The organism is Ketobacter sp. (genome assembly GCF_003671495.1).
Lineage (GTDB): Bacteria > Pseudomonadota > Gammaproteobacteria > Pseudomonadales > Ketobacteraceae > Ketobacter.
In genome coordinates this window covers 1-21,602 of sequence record NZ_RCHN01000023.1, presented here as the reverse complement: position 1 = coordinate 21,602, position 21,602 = coordinate 1, and the positions used below count along the sequence as shown (strand labels likewise).

At 56.1% G+C, this 21,602-nt stretch carries 22 protein-coding genes; 16 read left to right on the top strand and 6 right to left on the bottom strand.

Features of this window, described 5'->3' with window-relative positions:
* The first annotated feature begins 171 nt into the window (after positions 1 to 171).
* Positions 172 to 714, top strand: a complete 543-nt coding sequence (locus D9N14_RS12040) for a porin family protein (RefSeq protein WP_290579950.1) — start codon at positions 172 to 174, stop codon at positions 712 to 714.
* On the opposite strand, the gene D9N14_RS12035 is transcribed toward D9N14_RS12040, so the two are convergent.
* Entirely contained in the window at positions 686 to 1,264 is a 579-nt protein-coding gene (locus D9N14_RS12035) for a hypothetical protein (protein WP_290579949.1), read from the bottom strand. The genes D9N14_RS12040 and D9N14_RS12035 overlap by 29 nt on opposite strands.
* Before the next feature lie 81 nt (positions 1,265 to 1,345).
* Positions 1,346 to 1,657 carry a hypothetical protein gene (locus D9N14_RS12030; protein ID WP_290579947.1) on the bottom strand — a complete coding sequence of 104 codons (312 nt, stop codon included), beginning with the start codon at positions 1,655 to 1,657 and terminating at the stop codon, positions 1,346 to 1,348.
* A 300-nt stretch (positions 1,658 to 1,957) separates the two neighbouring features.
* On the opposite strand from D9N14_RS12030, the gene D9N14_RS12025 reads away from it, so the two are divergent.
* Entirely contained in the window at positions 1,958 to 3,190 is a 1,233-nt protein-coding gene (locus tag D9N14_RS12025) for a GGDEF domain-containing protein (protein WP_290579945.1), read from the top strand.
* Positions 3,191 to 3,211: 21 nt separating this feature from the next.
* On the opposite strand, the gene D9N14_RS12020 is transcribed toward D9N14_RS12025, so the two are convergent.
* Entirely contained in the window at positions 3,212 to 3,739 is a 528-nt protein-coding gene (locus D9N14_RS12020; RefSeq protein WP_290579943.1) for an NlpC/P60 family protein, read from the bottom strand.
* Between the two features lie 214 nt (positions 3,740 to 3,953).
* Here D9N14_RS12020 and D9N14_RS12015 point away from each other — a divergent pair, with 214 nt between their 5' ends.
* The 4 genes from D9N14_RS12015 (at position 3,954) to D9N14_RS12000 (ending at position 8,137) form a co-directional block, all read left to right on the top strand.
* On the top strand, positions 3,954 to 4,547 hold the full coding sequence (locus D9N14_RS12015) for a TetR/AcrR family transcriptional regulator (protein ID WP_290579941.1): 594 nt from the start codon (positions 3,954 to 3,956) through the stop codon (positions 4,545 to 4,547).
* An 18-nt stretch (positions 4,548 to 4,565) separates the two neighbouring features.
* Positions 4,566 to 4,865, top strand: a complete 300-nt coding sequence (locus D9N14_RS12010; protein ID WP_290579939.1) for a YciI family protein — start codon at positions 4,566 to 4,568, stop codon at positions 4,863 to 4,865.
* Positions 4,866 to 5,056: 191 nt separating this feature from the next.
* On the top strand, positions 5,057 to 6,799 hold the full coding sequence (locus D9N14_RS12005) for an NADP-dependent isocitrate dehydrogenase (protein ID WP_290579937.1): 1,743 nt from the start codon (positions 5,057 to 5,059) through the stop codon (positions 6,797 to 6,799).
* Positions 6,800 to 6,889: 90 nt separating this feature from the next.
* Positions 6,890 to 8,137: a patatin-like phospholipase family protein gene (locus D9N14_RS12000; RefSeq protein ID WP_290579935.1), complete on the top strand. Its 1,248-nt coding sequence runs from the start codon at positions 6,890 to 6,892 to the stop codon at positions 8,135 to 8,137.
* Here the strand turns inward: D9N14_RS12000 and D9N14_RS11995 are convergent, their stop codons facing one another.
* Positions 8,138 to 10,621 carry a glycogen/starch/alpha-glucan phosphorylase gene (locus tag D9N14_RS11995; RefSeq protein WP_290579933.1) on the bottom strand — a complete coding sequence of 828 codons (2,484 nt, stop codon included), beginning with the start codon at positions 10,619 to 10,621 and terminating at the stop codon, positions 8,138 to 8,140.
* A gap of 231 nt (positions 10,622 to 10,852) precedes the next feature.
* Here D9N14_RS11995 and D9N14_RS11990 point away from each other — a divergent pair, with 231 nt between their 5' ends.
* The 6 genes from D9N14_RS11990 (at position 10,853) to D9N14_RS11965 (ending at position 16,274) form a co-directional block, all read left to right on the top strand.
* Positions 10,853 to 11,377, top strand: a complete 525-nt coding sequence (locus D9N14_RS11990) for a TRAP transporter small permease subunit (RefSeq protein WP_290579931.1) — start codon at positions 10,853 to 10,855, stop codon at positions 11,375 to 11,377.
* Complete coding sequence (locus D9N14_RS11985) at positions 11,377 to 12,699, top strand: TRAP transporter large permease subunit (protein ID WP_290579929.1); 1,323 nt, start codon at positions 11,377 to 11,379, stop codon at positions 12,697 to 12,699. The genes D9N14_RS11990 and D9N14_RS11985 overlap by 1 nt, the downstream gene beginning before the upstream one ends.
* Before the next feature lie 101 nt (positions 12,700 to 12,800).
* Complete coding sequence (locus tag D9N14_RS11980) at positions 12,801 to 13,844, top strand: TRAP transporter substrate-binding protein (RefSeq protein WP_290579927.1); 1,044 nt, start codon at positions 12,801 to 12,803, stop codon at positions 13,842 to 13,844.
* A 368-nt stretch (positions 13,845 to 14,212) separates the two neighbouring features.
* On the top strand, positions 14,213 to 14,476 hold the full coding sequence (locus D9N14_RS11975; protein ID WP_290579925.1) for a hypothetical protein: 264 nt from the start codon (positions 14,213 to 14,215) through the stop codon (positions 14,474 to 14,476).
* A 67-nt stretch (positions 14,477 to 14,543) separates the two neighbouring features.
* Positions 14,544 to 15,452 (top strand): D-alanyl-D-alanine endopeptidase, encoded by a 909-nt coding sequence (gene pbpG / locus D9N14_RS11970; protein WP_290579923.1) that lies wholly within the window; start codon positions 14,544 to 14,546, stop codon positions 15,450 to 15,452.
* A gap of 111 nt (positions 15,453 to 15,563) precedes the next feature.
* Positions 15,564 to 16,274: a hemerythrin domain-containing protein gene (locus tag D9N14_RS11965; protein WP_290579921.1), complete on the top strand. Its 711-nt coding sequence runs from the start codon at positions 15,564 to 15,566 to the stop codon at positions 16,272 to 16,274.
* Here D9N14_RS11965 and D9N14_RS11960 read toward each other — a convergent pair.
* Complete coding sequence (locus tag D9N14_RS11960) at positions 16,271 to 17,611, bottom strand: GAF domain-containing protein (RefSeq protein WP_290579919.1); 1,341 nt, start codon at positions 17,609 to 17,611, stop codon at positions 16,271 to 16,273. The genes D9N14_RS11965 and D9N14_RS11960 overlap by 4 nt on opposite strands.
* Positions 17,608 to 18,111, bottom strand: a complete 504-nt coding sequence (locus D9N14_RS11955; RefSeq protein WP_290579917.1) for a hypothetical protein — start codon at positions 18,109 to 18,111, stop codon at positions 17,608 to 17,610. The genes D9N14_RS11960 and D9N14_RS11955 overlap by 4 nt, the downstream gene beginning before the upstream one ends.
* Before the next feature lie 160 nt (positions 18,112 to 18,271).
* Here D9N14_RS11955 and D9N14_RS11950 point away from each other — a divergent pair, with 160 nt between their 5' ends.
* The 4 genes from D9N14_RS11950 to D9N14_RS11935 all read left to right on the top strand — a co-directional run bounded on the left by D9N14_RS11950 (position 18,272) and on the right by D9N14_RS11935 (position 21,580).
* Positions 18,272 to 18,682: an LIC_13387 family protein gene (locus tag D9N14_RS11950; RefSeq protein ID WP_290579915.1), complete on the top strand. Its 411-nt coding sequence runs from the start codon at positions 18,272 to 18,274 to the stop codon at positions 18,680 to 18,682.
* A 70-nt stretch (positions 18,683 to 18,752) separates the two neighbouring features.
* Positions 18,753 to 19,139, top strand: a complete 387-nt coding sequence (locus tag D9N14_RS11945; RefSeq protein WP_290579913.1) for an MAPEG family protein — start codon at positions 18,753 to 18,755, stop codon at positions 19,137 to 19,139.
* Between the two features lie 293 nt (positions 19,140 to 19,432).
* A complete protein-coding gene (locus D9N14_RS11940; RefSeq protein ID WP_290579911.1) occupies positions 19,433 to 20,200 on the top strand; it encodes a hypothetical protein in 768 nt (255 codons plus the stop codon).
* A gap of 171 nt (positions 20,201 to 20,371) precedes the next feature.
* The gene (locus tag D9N14_RS11935) at positions 20,372 to 21,580 is read left to right on the top strand and encodes a P-loop NTPase fold protein (RefSeq protein WP_290579909.1); all 1,209 of its coding nucleotides are present in this window, start codon (positions 20,372 to 20,374) and stop codon (positions 21,578 to 21,580) included.
* Positions 21,581 to 21,602 lie beyond the last annotated feature (22 nt).

Sequence of the window (21,602 nt, the reverse complement as noted above, 5' to 3'; positions counted from 1 at the left end):
GGGGATCGATCTGACCACGGCCAGCACCAACAACAATTAAACTTCATCGCATTTGGGAAACAGCCTTGACCAACTGATTGCTCAAGTCCGGGAGCGACACGGCTTCTACCTGCCTCACCGCGTTCCAACTGCCTTGCACCACGAAACAAGAAAAAACGATAAGGAGTCTCCATGAGAAAACTGTTTGCTACCGTCGCATTAACCAGCCTTGCTGCCACCTCTGTGTGGGCAGAGACCGGTTACATCGGCGCCGAAATTGGCCAAGTGGATGCGGAATTTACCGCAGATTACTTCTCCGGTAGCTTCGATAGCCAGCCCACCGCGTTCCGCGTGAAAGGTGGCAGCGAGCTCAACCCCAACCTGGCCATCGAAGGCTACCTGGGTATGGGTCTTGGTAAAGATACCATTGAAGATACTGAGATCGACGCCGAAGTAGACACCATGATCGGATTGGACGTGAAAGGCCTGTTGCCTCTGGGTGACGCGGCCAAGCTGTACGCCAAAGTCGGACTGGCGCGCATCACGTTTGAAGACAGCGACAATGATGAGTACAGCAAGAACGGCTTCTCCTATGGGGTCGGAGGCCAGGTGTCCATAAACGAAACCATGGCCATTACCCTGGACTACACCGTATTCCCAGATGCAGAAAACAAAGAATACGAATTGGATGTAGAGTCCCAGATGATCAGTATCGGATTCCAGTACTATCCGTAATCGCTGCTTTCAGTGGTTGTCTTACTGGCCTGCCCTGCCAGGCCAGTTCCCCTGTCTCCGCTTGCACCTGGAATGGCACCGCCGCCACCAGATCGGTTCCCACCCGTACCACCACCTTGTAAGTACCGGCCGCCAGGGGCAGACCGGTGGCCGGGTTGTCCGTGATGCGGGCAATGTATTCCCCGGACAGCGAATGCCGGGCAAACGCAATCGGGCCCAGCACCTGAATATCACCCTCGATCAACAGGCTGGCCAGGGTGGTCTCCACCTGATCCCGGGGCACGCCGCTGAGCTGCGCCACCACCACCACGGGCTCCCTCGCCTGATACTGGGGCTTCACGGTTAGCAGCTGCAGGCTGGCATCCCCCACCCGGGCCGTACTGTGCAGCAACGCCTTGGCCGGCAGTGGGTTTTCCTGGCTCAGTTGCCGCTCGGCCGCGGAAGGAAGGGTGTCCAGCGGGGTCAGCAGGTACACGTAACCCACCATCAACCACATAATGAGGATGGTCCCGATCAGCGACACATAGGTATTCGGCTTGGGTGCTTTCATGGACTGATAGGCAAAGATCGCAATGGTTATTGTCAGATTTCACGCTATCAGCAGTCGACCTGGCGGTCATCATACTTTCGTCTATTGACGCTCTACTTCCGCCCCACCGGTTCCGCAAAAGCGATGCACCACCTCGGATTTCATGCGGGCGCCAAAGCTGTTGTGCCAGAGCCACTCGTAATAGTCCCGGCCGATCTGGTCCGGGGGGGCTGGCTGGTTGAGCCAGTTGGCCCGCATGCGGTGCTCACGCAGATAGGCATCCATGGCATCCTGCACCTCGGGATACTGCCAGCCCTGGTCCTGGAACAGGTCATAGTCGGCGCAGAGCGCTTCGGCCATCACGGGCCCACTCAGGGCCAGGCAACATACCCACCACACAGGTTTGCTCACCATGGGAACCACCGGAATTCAATGGAGTTGGCCTCATTGTGCGCCGGCAAAGCCGGGGAGGGCAAGGGCCGCCACGCCATGCCCCGACGCGATGACCAACCTATTTTGTTAAGGAAACTACCTCGATCATTGTGCTCTGTGCAAAAAATGATTTTAGGCAATACGACCATTTTACCTGTTGAATTGTACAAATATTCAGCAGTTATTCATGAATGAGCGCATACTATGCGAGCACAATGTGGTATTTGTTTAACAATATGACATTCCGGCTAGCGGGAGGTCAGGCCAATCATCGAGGAGGCTATGGGCCGCTTTAAAGACATTTTCAACGGCTGGCGCGCCATGGCGCAGATCACCATCGCGTCCACGCAGCATCCGTCCCTGGAACAGCAGCGCCTGCACGACCTGAGCAACCGGATTCGCTCCGGCGTTCTGTTTTATCCGGTGGTGTGGGCGGTGATTGGGGCCGCCATGTTGGTAAAGCACGCCACTCCCACCAAGCTGACGCTGGTGATCGCGATCTTCATCGTGGAAGCGTTCATTACCCATTTGCGCTTCCGCCTGTTGGAGCGGGGGGTGGAATATGCCGAATTCCGCCAGCTCAGGCAGTTTTTATTCGTGGACGCCGGGGTCGCCCTCAGCGCCCTGACCTGGTCCAGTGTGCTGTTGTCCTCCCTGCTCAACACCCCGTTTGAAGAACACTATTCACTGATCATCACCGCCACCCTGGCCCTCAGCTCCGGCGCCCTGATCAACCTCTCCATCCGTAAGGAAACCGTGGGGCTGTTCCTCACCGCCCTCTACGGCCCGTCCATTCTGACCTTGTTGCTGGGCCTGTCGGAACAACCCAACGGACTGGGCCTGGTGCTGCTGGTGTATTGCGTGGCCATGTATCACCTGACCCGCTTACCGCGGCGGGAATACGAACGGGCAGTGCTCAGCAACCTGAAACTGCAGGACCAGGCCCGGCAACTGACGGAACTCAGCAACAACGATTCCCTCACCGGCTTGCGCAACCGACGCTACTTTGAAACCACCCTGAAACAGGAATGCAATCGGGCCTCGCGCCTGGAGTATCCCATTTCCCTGCTGATCATCGACATTGATCACTTCAAGTCGGTAAACGATGAATATGGCCATCTGGCCGGGGATCGCTGCCTGAAACATGTGGCCATGATGATCCAGAGCAGTCTGCTGCGCTCCCAGGATACGGTGGCCAGGATCGGAGGCGAGGAGTTCGCCGCCATCCTGCCAGGCATGGATGCCGCCGCTGCCTGCACCCTGGCGGAAAGCCTGCGCAAGTCCGTGCACGACATGCCATTCCGGCAGGAATCCATGCAACGCACCATGAGCGTCAGCATCGGCTGTTGCACCGCCACCCTGCCCAACGAACACAGTCCGGAATTTCTGATGAAGCGGGCCGACCAGGCGCTTTACGCCTCCAAAAGCCGGGGCCGCAATTGCGTGACCTGCGACGCAGACCTGCCCGCCGCCCCGCACTCACACCCCACACCTGGCACCCCCGATGCGTCATAACAGACACCACAACAAGCGCCGTTACGGCAGCAGGCGGCGGGCGCCCCGATAGGCATCAGACCAGTAGGGGGCATGCACGCTGGAGGACATCACCCCGTTGGAGGTGGAGGCATGAATAAACTCCCCGCCGCCCACATAGATGCCCACATGCCGCTGTTTGAACCCGGTCTTGAACATCAGCAGGTCGCCGGTCTGCACCTGCTCCAGATCCACCGCCTCGCCGATGTCCCACAGCTGGTCCGTGGAGCGGGGCAGGTTCAGGCCGTAGATGTCCCGATAGGTGACATAGACAAACCCCGAGCAATCGATGCCCTGCCGACTGAGGCCACCCATGCGATGGGGCGTGCCTGCCCAGGCCTGATAATGATGGTGCAGGCGATTGCGCTCATCCGCCGGGCGCTGCAGCGTCACTGACGGATTAACCAACGTCGGTGTGGGCGTGCTGGCGCAGGCGGCCAGCCACAGTGCCGGAACCAGCAACAGCCAGCCCGGATTCAAGGTTGGAAGAGAATGCCTCATGGGTGCCACCCAGTGTCGCAGTGTGCTCATGTTCATACCTTATCACTATAGCCCAGGACAAACACGAGCCCAGGACAAACAGCCTCAACCCCAGCGACCTTGGACCTGCACCCCAAGCTACCGGTAACCCAAGCCTCTTGACAGCCCTAGGACGCTTGTCCTAGGCTTCACTCTCGACGCTAGGACAAATGACCTAGACACGCCAGATTCCTGAGTAGCTAACACCCTGAGAGCACAACTGTTTATGAGCACAGCATCCTCCGCCAGCAGAACCACCCGTGAGCAGATTGTCGATGCGGCGGACCAGCTGTTCTACGAACAGGGCTTTGACAGCACTTCCTTCGCGGACATCGCCGCCACGGTGAATCTGTCACGGGGCAACTTCTATTACCATTTCAAAACCAAGGACGACCTGCTGGAAGCGGTCATCGACCAGCGCCTTCGCAACACCCAAGCCTTGCTGCAGCAGTGGGAACAGCAGGGCGCCCAGCCCCAGGATCGCATCCGTTGCTTTATTCATATTTTGATCGCCAATCAGGCCAGGATTCTTTTGTACGGCTGCCCCGTGGGCACCCTCACCACCGAACTGGCAAAACTGAACCACCACGCCCTGGACCAGGCCAACGCGGTATTCACCCTGTTCCGTACCTGGCTGCGGCAACAGTTTCAGGCCATGGGGCGCAAACAGGATGCCGACGAGCTGGCCATGCATGTGCTCGGACGCAGTCAGGGCGTGGCCACCCTGGCCAGCGCTTTTCAGGATGAGAAATTCCTCAAACAGGAAGTCAAACGGCTCAATCAATGGTTACAACAGTGCGTGGATGACGCCAAACAATAAGCACAGGGAGACAGCACCATGTTCATCGTATTACTGAAATTTTCCGCACACAAAGCCAAGGCACCGGAGCTGATGGCGGACCATAACGCCTGGCTGCAACAAGGCTTCGACGACGGTGTGTTCCTGCTGGCGGGCAGCCTGCAACCGCAATTGGGTGGCAGCATCCTGGCCCACAACACCCAACGCGAGGCCCTGTTGCAACGGGTGGAGGAAGACCCCTTCGTTGCCCACGGGGTGGTCAGTGCCGAGATCCTGGAAATCAGCCCCGGCCGCACTGATCCCCGCCTCGCGTTCCTGCAGGCCGAAGCCGCCGCCTAAACGCCTGGACTGAACAAGCAGGCCGCTGCAAACGACCCATTTCCCGGCAGCACCGCGCCTGCTTGCACAGTTTTGGGGTTCAGCAGGCGAAGCGCCAAACCGGCATTGTATTAAAGTCGAATAAGCGTTCTACTGTCTTCCATGTATGATGGTCGGAATGAATCGCGTAACCGCTTGCCTGGAGATCCCCCATGTCCAATCGAATCAAAGTCAACAGCCCCCTGGTCATTCTGCACGGAGACGAAATGGCCCAAGTCTCCTTCGAGCGGGTGCTGGAGCAGTTCGTTACCAGCAAGCTGGACATTCCCCTGGTGGAGGTGGACCTGTCCGCCGAGAACCGCCTGCGCACCAACGGCGAAGTGGTGAAGGATTCCATCGAGGCCCTCAAGCAACACGGGGTGGGCATCAAAAACGCCGGCATGACCGTGAACAAGGCACAGCTGGATGAATTTCTGGCGAAGATGCCGGAGCTGGAGCGCAGCGCCCTGAAACCCCTGGCCACCAAATCCCCCAACGGGGCTATCCGCAAAGGCATCAGCGGCAACATCACCCGCGAGGACATTCCCTTTCGCAACCTGAAACGCCTCACCCCCGACTGGATCAACCGGGACATCGTGGTGGACACCATGGAAACCGGCGGCAACAAGGAAAGCCACAACGAAATCTCCAAATCCACCGGCATCATCAAAGTGCTGTTCGTGGGCCAGAGTGGCGACCCGGTGGAGTTGCACCGCCGCAAAATCAAAAAGGGCGACCCCTGGTTGCTGGCCTCCAACGATACCGAAAAGGTGAAGGAGTGGGCCCACAATTTTTTCCGCCGAGCCATCGACGAAAAACGCGACGCGTACCTGGGGCTGAAGGATACGGTGATCTCCGGTTACGACGGGGTGATGCGAGAAACCGTGGAAACCATTTTCAAAGAGCAGTACCAGGCGGAGTTCGACAAACTGGGGTTAAAGTATTTCTACGAACTGATCGATGCCCAGGCGGCGCGCATTGTCTCCAACCCACCGCAGCGGGCCATCTGGGGGGTGCCGGAAAACACCACCGGCCGCAAACTCTATAAGCTGGTGGAAGAGCTGAAAAAATACGGCATCCCCGACCGTCGCTTCAGTGTGTCCATCTCCCGTATGAGCGCCGGCGGCGGCGACCAGTACGGCAGCTTCAACGCCCCCATGGACGAAGACGGCATCATCAAGGTGGTGCTGGACGGAGAAGAAAAATGCGCCCGCGACGTCAAGCAGGGCGACCCGGTGATCTTCATGGCCAACGACCGGGATGCCATCAAGGACTGGGTGGGGCAGGTGTTCCGCGACGCCGCCAAGAACGGCAAGGAAATCTATTTCGGCCTGAAGCGGGAGTACATGGAATACGACGATGTATTCAGCACCGTGATCAAGGATGTGCGCCAGGAAATCGTGGCCCTGAACCTGCAGCCACCGTCCTTCATGATCATGCGGCCCTCATCGCAACTGAAAAAGATGATCACCGACCCGCCCCGCAACGGCCTCTATCCCTCTCTCAACCTGGATGGGGATATCTTCTCCGATATTTCCGCCGCCCTGGGGGGCAGTCTGGCCACGGCGTCTTCCATCATCGAAAGCATGGACGGCACCATGCTCTACGAAGCGCCCCACGGCACCGCCCACGATCTGTACCTGAAATACCTGGAGTCCAACGGCGAGGTGGCCCTGTTCAACCCCTCTGCCTTGTTGTTTGCGGTGGCCAATGCGCTGGAAACCCTGGCCTCGCGGGAAGCAAACGAGGCTTTGAAAACCTATTCCGACCAGTTGAAAAGCGCCCTCATCACCACCGTGGAGCAGGGCTATATCACGGCGGATTTACGGGGCAAAACCAACCATCCCGATCAGGAACAGGTGGTGGACATGTACGGCTTTCTGGACGCCATCGAGCGCAATCTGATGGCCTCCTGAACCGGCACTGGGACGAAGCCGGTGGCCTTCAAGGCCGTGGCATACTCCCTGCATCGGAGCTACTGATTTTCGTTCACAGTTGGTAGCTCCATGTCACAACAAGCCCCTGTAATACCCCCGGCAATACCCCATAACCACACGGCCCTGGTGCTGACCGCCGGCGGTGCCCGCGGCGCCTACCAGGCCGGGGTCATGAAACGCATCAGCGAAATTCCGGCCTTCGCGCACCAGACCGCACCCTTTTCGATCATCACCGGCGCCTCCGCCGGTGCCATCAACGGTGCCGCCATCGCCAGCCAACACCAGGATTTCACCGCCGCCTCCAAACTGCTGGTGAAACTGTGGTCCAGTCTGCAGGCCAAGGATGTCTATCGCACCGATCCCCTGGCCATGATGAAGAACGCCGCCAGCATGGCCCTGGACTTTGGATTGGGCGGACTGATCGGCGCCGGCCGGGTGCAGTCCCTGGTGGACTCTTCACCCCTCTATCATTTTCTGGGCAACAACCTGAAGCTGGACGGCATTCGCCAGGCGGTGAACAAAGGCAGCCTGTATGCCCTCGGCATCACCGCCACCGGTTACCACAGCGGCCGGGCCTTTACCTTTGTGGAGGGCAAACCGGGGCACCCACTGTGGAACAAAAGCCGGCGGGTGGCCCTCTCTGCAGAGATAACCCTGCCCCATGTGCTGGCCTCCGCCGCCATCCCCATCGTGTTCCCGCCGGTGGAACTGCCCGCCGGCGCCTCCAACGCCTATTTTGGAGACGGCGCCATGCGCCTGGTGACGCCCTTGAGCCCGGCCATCCGCCTGGGGGCTCGCCGCCTGCTGGCGGTGGGTGTACGCTGCCAGGAATCCGCCAACAGTCTGCTGCGCTCGGAGTGGACCCAGGATGAAGACTTCGCCGCCAAGCTCCGGCGTCCGCCCCTGTCACAAATTCTGGGTACGCTGATGAACGCCATCTTCCTGGATCACCTGGACGCGGATCTGGATCACCTGAAGCGCATGAACTCCTTCGTCACCGAACACGAAAAACTGGCGTCCCTGGTGGACCTGGTGGAAGACAGCGATCCGGATCACGAGCCCATGCGCATTGTGTCACCCCTGGTGATTTCACCTTCTGCCGACATCGCCATCATTGCCAAAACCCTGCAGCATCGCATGCCGAAAAGCATTCGCTACCTGATGGAAGGGCTCGGCACGCCGGATGCCCAAAGCGCCGACCTCACCAGCTTCCTGCTGTTTGATTCCGAATTCACCCGCGAACTGATTCAGCTGGGCTATCGGGATGCAGCCCAGCGCATTGACGAAATCGAAGCGTTTCTGTTGGAACCGGAATGATCAGGTCATCAGGGTAATGGGCACCGGCTGCACCTTCCAGATGTCATCACAGTACTGCTGGATGGAACGATCAGAGGAAAACTTGCCGGTGCGGGCGGCGTTGAGAATGGACATGCGGGTCCACTGGTCCCGATCCCGAAACGCCTCCGACACCGTTTGCTGGCATTCCACATAGGAGGCAAAATCCGCAAACAGGCAGTAAGGATCGTGATAGAGCAGGGCGTCAATGAGATCCTTGAACAGTTCACCATTACCGTGGGAAAAGAATCCGTGCTGGATCAGGTCGATGACGTCCTTTAACTGCGCATTATTCTGATAGTAATCATAAGGCCGGTAACCCTCGGCTTTGAGGCGATAAACCTCTTCAGTGGTGAGCCCGAACAGGAAGAAATTCTCCGCCCCCACCTCTTCGCGGATCTCCACGTTGGCACCGTCCAGGGTGCCAATGGTGAGGGCACCGTTCATGGAGAACTTCATATTGCCGGTGCCGGAAGCCTCCTTACCCGCGGTGGAAATCTGCTCCGACAAATCCGCCGCCGGATAGATTTTTTGCCCGGTGGTGACATTAAAATTGGGCACAAACACCACCTTGATCTGATCGCGGATGCCCGGATCACGATTGATGATGTCCCCCACCGAGGTGATCAGTTTGATGATGCGTTTGGCCATGTGGTAACCCGGGGCCGCCTTGCCACCAAACAAGAACGTGCGCGGCGGAATATCCATATTGGGATTGTCTTTCAACTGCCGGTAGAGGGCGATGATGTGCAATACGCTGAGGTGTTGCCGCTTGTATTCATGAATCCGTTTCACCTGAAAATCAAACATGGAATCCGGGTCCACCAGCACCCCGGTCCGGTTGACGATAAAGCGTGAGAACTGTTCCTTGTTGGCGCGCTTGACCTCCCACCAGGCTTTGCGAAAGCCCGCGTCTTCTGCCAGCGGCTCCAGTTTGCTTAACTGGTCCAGATCGCAGACCCACTCACAGCCGATCTGTTCACTGATCAAGTGCGAGAGTTTCGGGTTGGACAGCACCATCCAGCGCCGCGGCGTAACCCCATTGGTCTTGTTCTGGAATTTCTCCGGCCACAGCTCATAGAAATCCTTCAGCACATCCTGCTTCAGCAATTCGGAATGCAGTTCCGCCACCCCGTTGATGGCATGGCTGCCGACACAGGCCAGATGGGCCATACGCACGTAGCGGGACCCACCCTCATTGATCAGGGACAAACGGGCCACCCGCGCTTCGTCACCAAAGAAACGCATGCGCACCTCTTCCAGAAAGCGGTCGTTGATTTCGTAAATGATTTCCAGGTGGCGCGGCAGGACTTTCTCAAACAGGGACAGGGGCCACTGCTCCAGCGCTTCCGGCAACAGGGTGTGATTGGTGTAGGCAAATGTGCGCTGGGTGATGTCCCAGGCGTCCTCCCAACTGAGCAGATACTCATCCACCAGCAGCCGCATCAGTTCCGCCACCGCAATGGCCGGGTGGGTGTCGTTCAACTGCACCGCGTACTTTTCATGAAACCGGCTCAAGGGCAGTTTTTGCTGCTGCAGAATGCGCAGCATGTCCCGCAACGAGCAGGACACAAAAAAGTATTGCTGCTCCAGCCGCAACTCCTTGCCACTCATCTGTTCATCATTGGGGTAGAGCACCTTACTGATGTTTTCCGAGATGACTTTTTTGTTGACCGCGCCGTAATAATCGCCCCGGTTGAAGGTTTCAAAATCGAAGGATTCCGGCGCTTCTGATTTCCACAGGCGCAGGGTGTTGCCGGTATTGTTGTTGTACCCCAGGATGGGGGTGTCGTAAGGGATGCCGTTGACGATCTTGGCCGGCACCCAGCGAATGCGCAGGCGGCCTTCCTCATCGGTATACCGTTCAGTGTGGCCACCCAGTTTGATCTCCTGGGTCCACTCCGGCCGTGCGATTTCCCAGGGGTTGCCATACTTGAGCCACTTGTCGGTCTTTTCCACCTGCCAGCCGTTGACGATGGTCTGCTCGAAAATGCCGAACTCATAACGAATGCCGTAACCGATGGAGGGCACCTCCAGGGTGGCCATGGAGTCGATGAAGCAGGCAGCCAAGCGGCCCAGACCACCATTGCCCAGGCCCGGCTCTTCCTCCCGCGCCATCAGCTCATCCAGATCCAGGCCCAGTTCTTCCACCATCTCCCGGGCCTCGCCATAGATGCCCATGTTGATCAGGTTGTTGCCCAGGTGCGGGCCCATCAAAAATTCCGCCGACAGATAACAGACCGTGCGCGCGCCCTGGTCGGTGTACGTGCTGGCGGTACTGATCCAGCGGTGCAGCATGCGGTCACGCACCGTGTACGCCAGGGCCAGGTAGTAATCCGTGTGGGTGGCCACCGAGGGAAACTTGCCCAGCATAAAGTAGAGATTGTCCAGAAAGCCCTTCTTCAGTGCGTCCTTGGTCAAAGCGGTGCGGTCGTATTCAGAAAAAGGCGCAGGGAGCTGATTCATTCGGTGGTCTCCGGCAGGAGCAGGGATGGGACAGCATTACCTGCAATTTACATGCTTGAAGCCCGGGAAAAAAGTGACAAATGATCAGCGGACACTTTCTGGTGGCATATTACTTGCTCCCAACCCACTAAGATGTTATGACGTTTCCATGGCAACCTGATGCAGTTTCCCGGGTGCCCCTTGGGAATATCATTCAGACTTTTCTTCTGATATGGGGAGTAGCAACACGGCATGCCACGGTTCATCGTTGGTTATGTACGGCTAGTCGATCAGTTCAATCGCCGCATCGGCCGCCTGATGATGTACAGCATCTTCATCATGGTGGGCATACTGCTATGGTCCTCCATTTCCAAAACCTTTTTTATGCCCTCTCTGTGGACCCTGGAATCCGCCCAGTTCGCCATGGTGGCCTATTACATCCTGGGCGGCGCCTATTCCATCCAGTTGAATGCCAACGTGCGCATGGACCTGTTCTATGGCCAGTGGTCACCCCACACCAAAGCCTGGGTGGACACCTTCACCGTGTGCTTTCTGCTGTTCTTTCTGGGCGTGCTGCTCTATGGCGGTTACGAAAGCCTGATGTACTCCTGGGAATACAACCAGCGCAGCCGCACCGCCTGGCGCCCTTACCTGTGGCCCATCAAGGCAGTGATGTGCGTGGGCTTTATCATGATGATCCTGCAGGCCCTGTCGGAATTGTGTAAGGACATCGCCCGCATCCGGGGTGTGGAACTGGATAAGAGAGAGGAAGTTTGATGTCTCATAGCCTGATCGCCTCCACCATGTTCGCCCTCATGATGCTGCTGATGATGACCGGCCAGCGGGTGTTTGCGGCCATTGGCGCCGTGGCGGCGGTGGCGGCCCTGGCCCTGTGGGGCACCGGTGGCGCCGACATTCCCTTTACCGCCGCCATGAAACTGATGAACTGGTATCCGCTGCTGACCCTGCCCATGTTCATTTTCATGGGCTACATCCTGTCGGAATCCCGCATTGCCGATGACCTGTACCAGATGTTCCATGTCTGGATGGGGCCCATCCACGGCGGCCTGGCCATCGGCACCATCGGCCTGATGGTACTGGTGTCCGCCATGAACGGCCTGTCAGTGGCGGGCATGGCCATTGGCGCCACCATTGCCCTGCCGGAACTGCTGCGGCGCGGTTACGACAAACGCATGGTGACCGGGGTGGTGCAGGCCGGCTCCTCCCTGGGGATTCTGGTGCCGCCGTCGGTGGTGTTGGTGCTGTACGCCATGATTGCGCGCCAGCCGGTGGGGCAGTTGTGGCTGGCGGGTATTGTGCCCGGGCTGATCATGGCAGCTCTGTTTATTCTGTACATCGCCGTCCGCTGTCGCTTGCAGCCGGAGCTGGGCCCGGTATTGCCGAAAGAAGAGCGCCAGGTCAGCAGCGCCGAAAAGCTGCGGCTGTTGCGGGCAGGCCTGCTGCCGGTGGGCATTTTTGCGGTGATGATGGTGCCGTTCGTGAACGGCTGGACCAGCCTGGTGGAAAGTTCTGCCCTGGGCGCGCTGGCCGCCATGGTGGCCGCCATCCTCAAAGGCCGCATGAACAAAACCGTGTTCGAAAATTCCCTGCGCAACACCCTGGGCATCTCCTGCATGTTCATGTGGATCATTCTGGCCGCTTTGGGTTTTGGTGCAGTGTTCGATGGCCTGGGGGCAGTGAAAGCCATCGACAACCTGTTCACCGAACAACTGGGGTTAAGCCCCTGGGTGATTCTGATTTTGATGCAATTGTCGTTTCTGGTGATGGGCACCTTTCTGGACGACACCGCCATGCTGGTAATCGTGGCGCCGTTGTATGTGCCCCTGGTGCAGGCCCTGGGTTTTGACCTGATCTGGTACGGCGTGCTGTACACCATCACCACCCAGATTGCCTACATGACCCCGCCGTTTGGCTACAACCTGTTTTTAATGCGCGCCATGGCACCGCCGGACATCAGCCTGCGGGACATCTACAGTTCCATCCTGCCGTTTGTGCTGGTCATGGTGCTGGCCCTGACCATCATTATGATCTTCCCGCAATTGGCCCTGTGGTTGCCGAACTATGTGTACAACCCATAACAACACCATAACCAAACCTTCACCCCGCTGTCATGATTTGAATGCTGTACCGATTCATGTGTTGAACCGAAGTCTACTGCTACGTAAATGAGGATAAACCAATGAAAGATCGCCGTACGTTTATTAAGTCTGCTGCCCTTCTGGCGGGTTCCGCCGCTGCCCTGACTCCGCCCCGCCTGTACGCCGCCAAGCCCAAAATAAAATGGCGCATGCAAACCTATGCTGGCCCCGCCCTGGCCGAGCACGTCATCAAACCCGCCATCGAAAGTTTCAATAAAATTGCCGGCGATGAAATGCAGATTGAGCTTTATTTTGCTGACCAGCTGGTGCCCACCGGCGAACTGTTCCGGGCCCTGCAGAAAGGCACCCTGGACGCAGTGCAATCCGATGACGACTCCATGGCATCCCCCACCGAAGTCACCGTATTCGGTGGTTACTTTCCCTTTGCCAGCCGCTATTCCCTGGACGTACCCGTGCTGTTCAACCAATACGGTTTGAAAGAAATCTGGGAAGAGGAATACGCCAAAGTGGGCGTAAAACATTTGTCCGCCGGCGCCTGGGACCCTTGCCACTTTGCCACCAAAAACCCGGTGAACAGCCTCAAGGATCTGAAAGGCCTGCGGGTGTTCACCTTCCCCACTGCCGGGCGCTTTATGGCCCAGTTCGGCATTGTGCCGGTGTCCATTCCGTGGGAGGACGTGGAAGTGGCGGTGCAGACCGGTGAACTGGACGGCATCGCCTGGTCCGGCATCACCGAGGACTACACCGTAGGCTGGGCCAACGTCACCAACTACTTTCTCACCAACAACATTTCCGGCGCCTGGATCGGCTCCTTCTTTGCCAACATGGATCGTTACAACGAACTGCCCGAGAAGATGAAAGAACTGCTCAAGATCACCATGGACAGTTCCCACTACTATCGCCAGTGGTGGTACTGGGGCGGCGAAGCCAAGCTGCGGGTCAACGGCACCAAGATGAAACTCACCAGCATCCCCGACCAGGAGTGGGATCAGGTGGAACAGGCCGCCCACAAGTTCTGGGACGAAATTGCCAAAGAATCCGAGACCAAGGCGAAGGTGGTAAAAATCTTCAAGCAATACAACGAGGATATGGCCAAGGCTGGCCGCCCCTATCGGTACTCATAAAGGGTTACTGCCAACGCCGTGGCGCGGCCCCATTCGCCGGGGGCGCGCCACGGCAAAATCATTTAAGGCAAATTCATTAAATTTATCACCCCGGCGCAGGGGGTATTTACTAACTTTCACTTCAATAAATGTTTTTTATGTTTTATAAACAGAAGACGTGTCCCGCGTTGGCTGCCTGATCAAGAGGGATAAGGCCGTGGCGCAGTATGATAAGAATTAGACAAACAAATGGCGCAGTACCACCAGCGCTTTGGGAGCAGCGACATTACTCTATCGAATAGACGTTCACGATGGACTATTTGATGAGGGGGTAATTGACGATGAAAGTGCGATTCACTCTTTCGTACATCATCCTCGGCTTTTCACACATGATTGCGATTACAGCCGGTATGGATGCTTGGACGGAACTACCCTTGGTGCTGAGTATCTTTGTAGCAGCACTGCTGTGCTTTACGCCGGTCGTAAACACCACATTGGCCATGATGGGCTCCGTCGCCGCCTGGCACTGGAGCTGGGCCGCCGCCGCCTCGGTGTTCCTGTTGCCCATGATCATTTATCTGGTTTCCGCCATTCTGGTGTACCGACATCTGGGCGCCGCCGAGCCCCTGGACGACACCCAGTCGAACTATTGACCCATTGCCGACCCGTAAACGGGACCCTATACTGCACATATCGTCCACCCACATTCCATGCAGACCAGTGACTTACAAGACATTATTGACCGGCATTCTCATACTGCTATCGGGCCTGGCCCAGGCCCTGGAAACCCCCTCCCCGGCGGACATCCAGCTGGGCTCGGTGAAAGCCACCGTGGTGGAGCTGGAAAACGGTAACACCTTGTATTCCAAGCATTCTGACTGGCAGACGCCCATCGCCTCGCTGACCAAACTGATGACCGCCCTGGTGGTGGTGGAAGGCCCCCAGGATCTGGAGGAATGGGTGATGATCCCGGAGCCGGACCGGGAAACCCGCAAAAACGCCTATTCCCGCATTCGGGTGGGCTCCACCCTGAAACGCAAGGACCTGCTGCGCCTGGCCCTGATGTCATCCGAGAACCTGGCCGCCTACACCCTGGGCGCCAGCTACCCCGGCGGGGTGGAAGCCTTTGTGGCCGAGATGAACCGCAAAGCCCAGTCCCTGGGCATGGTGGATTCCCACTTTGCTGATCCCAGCGGCCTCTCCTCCCGCAACCTGTCCACCGCTGCGGACCTGGTGAAGCTGGTGACCGCGGTCACCAAACACAAGGTGATCGAGGAATACTCCACCACCCCCCGTTACACCGCCCATTTCCGCAAACCCCGCTACTCCCTGGGCTACGGCAACACCAACCGACTGGTGCACCGCAACAGTTGGGATATCGAGCTGAGCAAAACCGGGTACATCACCGAAGCCGGACGCTGCCTGATCATGGTCAGCACCGTGGAAGGCCGCGAAGTGGCCATCGTGCTGCTGGACGCCTTCGGTAAACTGACCCCCCTGGGGGATGCCGGCCGGGTGAAACGCTGGCTCACCACGGGCAACGGTGGCAAGGTGGCCGGCGCCGCCCTGCGCTATGAGCAGGCCAAATCCAGGGAGTACCCCCACTACGACAAGGTGTCCTCGTTCTGATAGGGAAATCTTAGGATTTCCCTAATCAATATTTAGCAAACAGCCCCGCCGTTTCCCCGTAGTCTTGCTCCGTGACAGCACCAACACTTGCCCCCATCACGGAGAGAGACCATGACACCCCAACGCTACGATATTTACCGACTGATCCACAAAGGCATTCGATCTTACCTGACCGAAACCCTGCTGGCCGTAGGCCGTATGGACCCCCACGATGCTGGCGCCTGCCAACGCACCCTGCACCAGCTGCAACAGTTGCTGGATTTTTGCAGCAAGCACCTGCAGCACGAAAACCAGTTTGTGCACCCGGCCATGGAGCGCGTGCAACCCGGCTGTGCCCAGGCCATGTACGAACATCACCAGCACCATACCGATATGATTGCCTCGCTGGAGCAAGCGGCCATCAGCCTGGCAAGCGCCGCCCAGGAACAGCGGGATTCGCTGGCAGCCGACCTGTACCGCAACCTGGCCCTGTTTGTGGCGGATAACCTGACCCACATGCACGAGGAGGAAACCGTCAACAACGCCATCCTCTGGCAAGGCTATACCGATGACGAGATCCTGGCCATCGAACACGCCCTGGTGAGCTCCCTGACCCCGGAAGAAAACGCCGCCACCCTGCAATGGATACTGCCGTCCATTAACCACCCGGAACGTTACGGGTTTCTGACCGGCATGCGGCTGGGCGCGCCAGAGGCCGTGTTCAACGGCGCGCTGGGCATCGCCCAAGGGCAATTACCCGCGACCGACTGGGAACGCCTGCAACAGGCACTGCACCTGACCCCGAGTGAATTAGCCCCGGGTAAATTGGCCCACGCCGGCTAAGGCAACCCCTCCAGCTGCAGCGGCCGATTCAGCTGCAAACGAAAACGACCGCGCCCGGTTCTGACCAGGGCCAGGGCGCCGGTTTTTTCCGCCAGCCGGCGCCGTAGCAGAATCAGCCGGGCCTCCAGGTTATCGTCCACCTCCGGCAAACGCAGCTGCGCATCCAGGCGCAGTTCACGATTACTGAATTCCAGTCGTTGTTCGGCATGGTAGATCGTTAGCAAACGCCACAGAATTGCCCCGGCCACACCCTTGATCAGGTAATCCTCATCCAGAAAAATACTGTGGTTACTGGCGTAATAACGCACCACCACCGGCTGACCCTGAAGCGGGTGCAGCGGGGTAAACGGCGGGGATTCCTTCTCGGCCGATTCCTGCTGCCACTGCAGCCGCGTGATGGCATCCGCCAACAGACGGGCCAGCAGCATCAGGGCGTCCTCGTCATCGTAGCTGAAGCCGGCCGCCTGCTCCGATTCCACATACAGTACGGCCAGCAGATCCCCACCTTGCAACACCGGCAACGCTAACTGGGAATGAGGCTGCGGCAAACCGGGGAAGGGGATAGCGGTTTCCAACTGGGCGTCACTGGCGCAGGCGGCCCGCAATGCCTGACCGTAACCGTATTCCGCCGCATAGTGCGTGATGCGAATGGGCACCCGGTATTGCGCCGCCACCCCAATCACGCCCGCCCCCAGGGGAATCTCGGAGCCCACCCCGGAATCCGCATAACCCCGGGTGGCTACCGTATAAAGCGTCTGTCGATGGGCATCCGCCATCAACAACATGCTGTGGGTCACGCCCGCTGCCTGCGCCAAAGCTGAAAGGGTTTCATCGAACAATGCCGCCAGATCCGATTGACGGGCAATGCTTTCCGACAAGGCCCGCAACACCGATAACCAATTGCGGCCCGAGTGCGCTAACGTGGGCGCTGCCGCCACCTCGCCCGGCACCGGCTCCACCTGCAACACCCGGCACACATCCGCCCCTTTCAGCTCAAACACATCCGTCATGCCAGTGTGGGATGCAATTCCTGCCAGCTTGGCTTTCATGGCCTGAAACAAGGGGCCTTCCGTTTCAGTGCGCAAATACAATAACGCCAGCCGGTAACGGGCGGTGGTCACCGGGTCCATCACATAGGCGGTCATCTGCGGATTCTGCAGCATATTGTGGCGGGTCTTGTTGAAGAACTGGAACGACAGCGCCACCTGATCCGCATCCACATAATGCACCTGGGAGACATAGGATACATTGGGCGTCCCCTGCAGATCGCAGGTGGCCACAATGCCGGGGATAGCGCCCTCCAGGCACGGGCGAATGGCACTCAGGGAGGGCGTCATGAGCCGGGCTCCCACAGGGCGCCGGCGGCAGGCCCCGGTGTCTGCTGGTACACCTTGTCCGGCGTGAACGCGATCACCACCAGATCATCGGGCCCGGCACTGAACAGCCGCCGGGTATAGGCCTGGTCGAATCCCAACGGCTCAATCTGGCCACCGAAGGCAACCTCACTGCGGGCGAGGGCCTCCTGATCCCGCGGCGTGATCGGTACCAGCGCCGCATCCCCGCCTTTGATCTGCAATGTGCGATGGGTGCTGGGTTCGGTAAAGCCCACCGCGATGGCGCCGCAGCATTCCAGATCCCGCACCAGCTCCACCGCTTGGGAACGCACCACCAGCAGCCGCAGCTGCCTGCCATCCTCTGACGCGACACAGGCCAGCGCCCGGCTCACGGACGGCACCAAACGCCGATCCCGCGACGCCACACTGATGGAGATCCCCTTTTGAACGAAGGCCAGCAGATCGGCAGACAGACGCCCCTGCAGCCCGGCGTTGTGACCCATACACCCAATCCAATAACCGGAACGGCTCATGGTATGCCGGTGGTGGCGGAGCGGGCAAGCGGTATTGTGGCCAGGGATTAAGGCATGACGGAGGCTTTGACAGAGAGTGGTAATTACCAGACTATTCCTACGTAGACTGAACCACTTTCTGGATAACAACATGGATCAAGTATTGCTGGTAGCTGGATTTACCGTGCTCGGGCTGTTGGGCGCCATCCATCTGATTTACACATTCCTCACCGATAAGTTTTCACCCCACGATGCGACGGTTGCTGATGCCATGAAAAGCACTTCGCCCCGCTTAACCAAAGACACCAGCATGTGGAACGCATGGGTGGGATTCAATGCCAGCCATAGCCTGGGGTTGATGTTGTTGAGCGCCACCTACATACCGTTGACCCTGTGCCATTTTGAAGCAGTGGAAAGCTCGCTTTGGTTTTCTATCTTGCCGGTTGCTGCAGGCAGCATCTATTTGTGCTTGGCATATAGGTACTGGTTTAAAATACCTTTTTGGGGAATTCTGGTAGCACTGGTGTGTTTTGTTGGGTCTGCTTTGCTTATCCACGTTTAGCCTTCATCCGGCCGCACGGTAGAACCCCTTCAAACCGGGAACAGACCCGTTATTAAAAGGCGATTTCATATTGATTACTCTGATGTTTGTTCATGTATGTTGGGTCTTCTTACTCTACGTTCTGCTGACAATATTGCGGGCACCTTCCGCATGGGGCGTTGATACCCGGTCGGGCCAGCTTCGCAAACTGGCACGTTATGAGCCCAAGGTAAGCGCAAACCTGACAAACCAGTTTGAATGGCCACTGCTGTTTTATGCTGGGGGTATTTTGAGTATTGCCACCGGGGTTACGGATAGTTTTATCATCGCATGCGCGGTCACGTTTCTGCTTGGTCGTTTTATTCATAGCGCGGTGCAGATATTGACTGACAACATACGATTACGCGGTGCCCTGTTCACTGTGAATTTTCTGGCCGTGATGTTGATGTGGGTAAGGCTGGTGCTTGTAAATTCATAGCAATCGGTTCCTGGCCTGAGAGTGCCGTATACCTATATGCAGTAGACTGGGGTGTACGGTTAAGGAACATGATTTGGATATACCGGTACATGCGGTATTGGGTTACGGGATAGTCCGAAGGTTCCGTGATTTGCAGGCCTGGGTATCACGAAAGGTTCAGCTTTTGCCGGATTGATTTATAACCTATACTTTTTAATTGGTTATTAAAACAGATGGTTAGGAGAGCGGGACTTGGATATCTCGAATGGTTCGGTTCACTAAGTTGTTAGGCGAATATTCAGATAGGAGCAAAAATGAAGTTCATTGATTGGATTGCTATTTTAGGAGCATTGGCATGGACTCCTCATCTTATATCGGTTATTAGGAGCTACCTAACCAAGTCTGAAGTTAGAATAATTACCCAGAAAACAGCGGAGATTGGGTTTACGTCACTGGGACCAATCTTGAATATGAGAGTGGCGTTTTCAGTTAAAAATCACGACATAGTCGTGTCCAATTTTCGAATTCGATTAAAACACGAAAGTGGTGAGGAAAAGCTTTTTGAGTGGCAGGGAATTAGGCAAAGTCTTGGCAAAATGGACACGGCTGATGGGCCAATTCCTTATGAAAAGGAGAATAGCGTTCTAGCAATAAAGCTGAATTTAAAGGAAATCGAAGAAAGGCTAATCCAATGCCAAGAAGTTTCCTTTATATCCGATAAAAGGTTAGTCGAAGAGAAGGCAGTTAAAAGACTTGCATTTGAGAAAGAGAAAGAAGGATTCGAGCCTTTTGAGTTTTTGAAATGCGAAGAAATGTCAGATATCTATAATTTCATCAAACATGCGTTCAGCTGGAAGTCGGGATTATACACAGCAGAAATATTGGTCGAATCACCGGAAAAATACAATCTAAGTGGCAATGTCTTTCAGTTTAGATTGACGCCGATTGATATTGAGTTTCTCGAGAAAAATAAAGATGGGATTGAGCAGTATTACCGGAATGACCTTATTGGTGCAAAGCATGATAAATATAAGGACGTTGTTTGGAATTGGCGAAATCCAAATGTCACTCCCGTCGCCTAACAATCCAATGCACGCGGAGCCAGCTACGTTGCGCAATATTTTGTGGTGTCGCTACGCTCCTTTATACCACAAAATTGGCTCCACTCCGCTGGCCCAGTGATTGGGGCGTTATGAGTTGAGGTCATTTCGGTACTTCAAGTTATGAAAGAATAGAAAGGAAGAAATAAGTACATGGGAAGCTATCATAATGACCAGCCGATTACTGGAGATTCGGAAAGCCCTGACCTATTGAGAAGAGCGGCTTTTTCTGAACATTTAGCTACTGTGCTTCGTATCGCTCCTAGTGAGGATTGCATGACGTCCTCTCTAGAAGGGGAATGGGGTTATGGAAAGACGTCAGTTATAAATCTTGTCAAGAAATCATTAGGCAACCAAGAAAATAGCCCTGTGATAATTGAGTACAATCCGTGGCTTGCTGGTAAAGCAGAGGCATTAGTTCAAGATTTTTTGGTCCAGTTTTCATCCCAGCTTAATATTCCTGACAGACCTAAAGAAGGGCTGAAAGCCGCTAAGGAGCTTTTGGCATATTCAGAATTGTTTAACGCCATGAAATTCATTCCTGGGGTCGAGCCTTGGGCGTCTACAGTTCAAGGTGTTTTCAAAGTGGTTGGTGGAGCCACTAAAAAAATTAGCAAGCTAAAAGAGTTAGATTTAATTGGCAGAAAAAATAAGATTAACGATCTTCTAAAAAAGCTTGGGGTATCAATTGTCGTCATAATTGACGATATTGATCGCCTGACCCCAGATGAGGCGTTTCAAGTGGTTAGGTTGGTAAAAGCTGTAGCTGACTTTCCTGGGACATCTTTCTTGCTGTCTTTTGATCCTACTTATCTCGCAAGCTCACTAGAAAAGCACGGCATTGAAAATTCGAACCAATATCTAGATAAAGTTGTTCAGTTACGGATTTCTTTGCCTCTTATTGCTCACAATGATCTTCAAAAGCTGGCTGATATAGAACTTCAGAATTTATCAGACAAATCGTTAACGGATAGTTTTGAACGTGACCAAGAGCGACTTAGTTATCTATATCATCGTTATGTTAAATATCTAATACGAAGCCCGCGAGAGCTCAAACGAACCTTTAATCATTTACGATTCGTGCTCTCACAAACAAAAAGCAACGTATGTTTTACTGATTTGTACTGCTTGTCTGTCTTGGCTATCAAAGCTCAAGAAATATACCATTCCCTAAAAGAGTCTCCTGAATATTATGTAGGTCGAAAATTCGATGACAGTCTTGCTTTTGATAAGAGAGAGGAAGTTGTAGAGAAAAACAAAGCTAAGGAACCTCTGAATAACTTGGTAATTGGCCTGCAAAATACCAACTGGCACCAATCTCAAGAAAACAAGCCAAGCATCTCTTCATTTTTGGCCATTTGATGGCCCAATTTGCACCAAACGG

What these genes read in the sequence shown, in the direction of transcription:
- D9N14_RS11995 (WP_290579933.1), bottom strand. Translation starts at nt 10,621, where the DNA reads ATGAATCAGCTCCCTGCGCCTTTTTCTGAATACGACCGCACCGCTTTG.
- D9N14_RS12040 (WP_290579950.1), top strand. Translation starts at nt 172, where the DNA reads ATGAGAAAACTGTTTGCTACCGTCGCATTAACCAGCCTTGCTGCCACC.
- D9N14_RS11960 (WP_290579919.1), bottom strand. Translation starts at nt 17,611, where the DNA reads ATGACGCCCTCCCTGAGTGCCATTCGCCCGTGCCTGGAGGGCGCTATC.
- D9N14_RS12005 (WP_290579937.1), top strand. Translation starts at nt 5,057, where the DNA reads ATGTCCAATCGAATCAAAGTCAACAGCCCCCTGGTCATTCTGCACGGA.
- D9N14_RS12015 (WP_290579941.1), top strand. Translation starts at nt 3,954, where the DNA reads ATGAGCACAGCATCCTCCGCCAGCAGAACCACCCGTGAGCAGATTGTC.
- D9N14_RS11940 (WP_290579911.1), top strand. Translation starts at nt 19,433, where the DNA reads ATGAAGTTCATTGATTGGATTGCTATTTTAGGAGCATTGGCATGGACT.
- D9N14_RS11975 (WP_290579925.1), top strand. Translation starts at nt 14,213, where the DNA reads ATGATTGCGATTACAGCCGGTATGGATGCTTGGACGGAACTACCCTTG.
- D9N14_RS11980 (WP_290579927.1), top strand. Translation starts at nt 12,801, where the DNA reads ATGAAAGATCGCCGTACGTTTATTAAGTCTGCTGCCCTTCTGGCGGGT.
- D9N14_RS12030 (WP_290579947.1), bottom strand. Translation starts at nt 1,657, where the DNA reads ATGGTGAGCAAACCTGTGTGGTGGGTATGTTGCCTGGCCCTGAGTGGG.
- D9N14_RS11935 (WP_290579909.1), top strand. Translation starts at nt 20,372, where the DNA reads ATGGGAAGCTATCATAATGACCAGCCGATTACTGGAGATTCGGAAAGC.
- D9N14_RS11985 (WP_290579929.1), top strand. Translation starts at nt 11,377, where the DNA reads ATGTCTCATAGCCTGATCGCCTCCACCATGTTCGCCCTCATGATGCTG.
- D9N14_RS11990 (WP_290579931.1), top strand. Translation starts at nt 10,853, where the DNA reads ATGCCACGGTTCATCGTTGGTTATGTACGGCTAGTCGATCAGTTCAAT.
- D9N14_RS12035 (WP_290579949.1), bottom strand. Translation starts at nt 1,264, where the DNA reads ATGAAAGCACCCAAGCCGAATACCTATGTGTCGCTGATCGGGACCATC.
- D9N14_RS11950 (WP_290579915.1), top strand. Translation starts at nt 18,272, where the DNA reads ATGGATCAAGTATTGCTGGTAGCTGGATTTACCGTGCTCGGGCTGTTG.
- D9N14_RS11965 (WP_290579921.1), top strand. Translation starts at nt 15,564, where the DNA reads ATGACACCCCAACGCTACGATATTTACCGACTGATCCACAAAGGCATT.
- D9N14_RS12020 (WP_290579943.1), bottom strand. Translation starts at nt 3,739, where the DNA reads ATGAGCACACTGCGACACTGGGTGGCACCCATGAGGCATTCTCTTCCA.
- D9N14_RS12010 (WP_290579939.1), top strand. Translation starts at nt 4,566, where the DNA reads ATGTTCATCGTATTACTGAAATTTTCCGCACACAAAGCCAAGGCACCG.
- D9N14_RS12025 (WP_290579945.1), top strand. Translation starts at nt 1,958, where the DNA reads ATGGGCCGCTTTAAAGACATTTTCAACGGCTGGCGCGCCATGGCGCAG.
- D9N14_RS11955 (WP_290579917.1), bottom strand. Translation starts at nt 18,111, where the DNA reads ATGGGTCACAACGCCGGGCTGCAGGGGCGTCTGTCTGCCGATCTGCTG.
- D9N14_RS12000 (WP_290579935.1), top strand. Translation starts at nt 6,890, where the DNA reads ATGTCACAACAAGCCCCTGTAATACCCCCGGCAATACCCCATAACCAC.